This window comes from Roseateles sp. (genome assembly GCF_031397715.1).
Classification (GTDB): domain Bacteria; phylum Pseudomonadota; class Gammaproteobacteria; order Burkholderiales; family Burkholderiaceae_C; genus Paucibacter_A.
Genome location: NZ_JANNMI010000075.1, coordinates 1 through 1,721, shown reverse-complemented (window position 1 = coordinate 1,721; position 1,721 = coordinate 1). Strand labels below are relative to the sequence as shown.

General features: G+C 64.7%; 2 protein-coding genes and 1 pseudogene. 1 reads left to right on the top strand and 2 read right to left on the bottom strand.

Translation table 11 applies throughout. The annotated features are described in order from the left end of the window. The first annotated feature begins 39 nt into the window (after positions 1 to 39). A complete protein-coding gene (locus RMO57_RS03385) occupies positions 40 to 1,119 on the top strand; it encodes a rhodanese-like domain-containing protein (protein ID WP_310384222.1) in 1,080 nt (359 codons plus the stop codon). 3 nt (positions 1,120 to 1,122) lie between these two features. On the opposite strand, the gene RMO57_RS03380 is transcribed toward RMO57_RS03385, so the two are convergent. Further along, entirely contained in the window at positions 1,123 to 1,584 is a 462-nt protein-coding gene (locus RMO57_RS03380) for a copper chaperone PCu(A)C (protein ID WP_310384220.1), read from the bottom strand. Continuing rightward, a pseudogene (locus tag RMO57_RS03375) lies at positions 1,581 to 1,721 on the bottom strand (peptidase M20); the annotation flags it as partial. The pseudogene RMO57_RS03375 and the gene RMO57_RS03380, both read right to left, overlap by 4 nt.

Here is a 1,721-nt window from a genome sequence, read left to right as displayed (position 1 = left end):
CTCACTTCACCGCTCACTTCACCGCTCACTTCACCGCTCATTTTTCGCCAACTCTTCGACCCGGCGTCGTCCACCTATACCTATCTATTGGGTGACACGGCGTCCGGCGAGGCGCTGCTCATCGATCCGGTGTTCGAGCATGAGCGCCGCGATGTGGCCTTGCTGCGGGAGTTGGGCCTGCATTTGCGGGCCAGCTTGGACACCCATGTGCATGCCGATCATGTGACCGGGGCTTGGCTGCTTAAAGAACGCTGCGGCAGCCAAATCCTGTTGTCCGAGCAGTCAAACGCCTTGAACGCCGACCGCTTGCTCAGGCATGGCGAGCGCGTCGCCTTCGGCGAGCGTTATCTGGAGGTGCGCGCCACACCGGGCCATACCAGCGGCTGTTTGACTTATGTGCTGGACGACCAGAGCATGGCCTTCACGGGCGACTGTTTGCTGATCCGGGGCTGCGGGCGCACCGATTTCCAGCAAGGCAGCCCGCAGTTGCTGTATCAATCGGTGCAGCAGCAAATTTTGTCGCTGCCGCCGACTTGCTTGCTCTACCCCGGGCATGACTACCGCGGCCTGACGGTGACCAGCGTGGCGGAGGAGCAGCGCTTCAACCCGAGGCTGGGCGGCTCGTCCAACGAGGCCGATTTCACCGGCTATATGAACAATCTTGGCCTGCCGCACCCCAAGTTGATGGATATCGCCGTGCCCGCCAATTTGCGCTGCGGCCGGCCGGGTGTCCAAGCCCTTGTCGAGCAGGCCTGGGCGCCGCTGACCTTTACCTTCAGCGGTATCTGGGAGATACAGCCGGCCGTGCTGGCCGAAGTTACGGGCGGCGTTTCAGGCGGCGTTCAGCTGATCGATGTGCGCGAGCCGGCCGAGTTCAGCGACGCGCTGGGCCATATCGCCGGCGCCCGCCTGCTGCCGCTGTCGCAACTGGCGGAACATGCGGCCGAGCTGATCGCCGCCAAGCGGCCGGTGGTGGTGATCTGCCGCTCGGGCACGCGCTCGGCGCAAGCGGCCGTGCTGCTGCAAAAAGCGGGTTTGACGCAGGTGGCCAATCTGGCCGGCGGCATGCTGCGTTGGCGGGCGGAGCAGCTGCCGGTCGAGGGCAACGCGACTCAGTGAGCGTCAGTGATGCATCGCTGGGGCCGGTGCGCCCAGCTGGCGTGCCTCGGCCTTGATCTCAACGGTCTGGCGTTTTTTGTCGGTGCCCTCGAACACCAGGGTCAGCGGTACGCTGTCGCCGGCCTTGATCGGCGCCTTCAGCGCCATCAACATCACGTGATAGCCGCCGGGCTTGAGCTCAACGGTCTTGCCGGCCGGCAGCGCCAAGCTGTCGACGGCGCGCATCTTCATCACGTCGCCCTCCATCGCCATCTCATGCACTTCGACCACGCCGGCCACGCTGGAGCGCACCTCAACCAGGCGGCTGTCGGTCTTGGCTTTCAGCTGTAAGAAGGCGCCGGTGGCTTTTTGCTGCGCGACGGTGGCGCGCACCCAGGGCTCGCTGATTTCGACTTGGGCCGAGGCTTGAGCGGCGCTGAGGACGAGGAGGGTGGCCGTTAGGGCCTGGGTCAGGGATGTGTTCATGGCTCGATTCTATGCAGCAATTCAAACAGCGTGCGCGCCACCACCTTGGTTGCGCCGCGCAGGTCGGCCAGATTCAAGTGTTCATCGGCGCGTTTGGCATTGCTCTCCAGCACCGTGCGCGGGCCGGCGCCGTAGAT

Excerpts from the sequence above, each read along its gene's own strand:
- RMO57_RS03380 (WP_310384220.1), bottom strand. The coding sequence starts at position 1,584 with ATGAACACATCCCTGACCCAGGCCCTAACGGCCACCCTCCTCGTCCTC.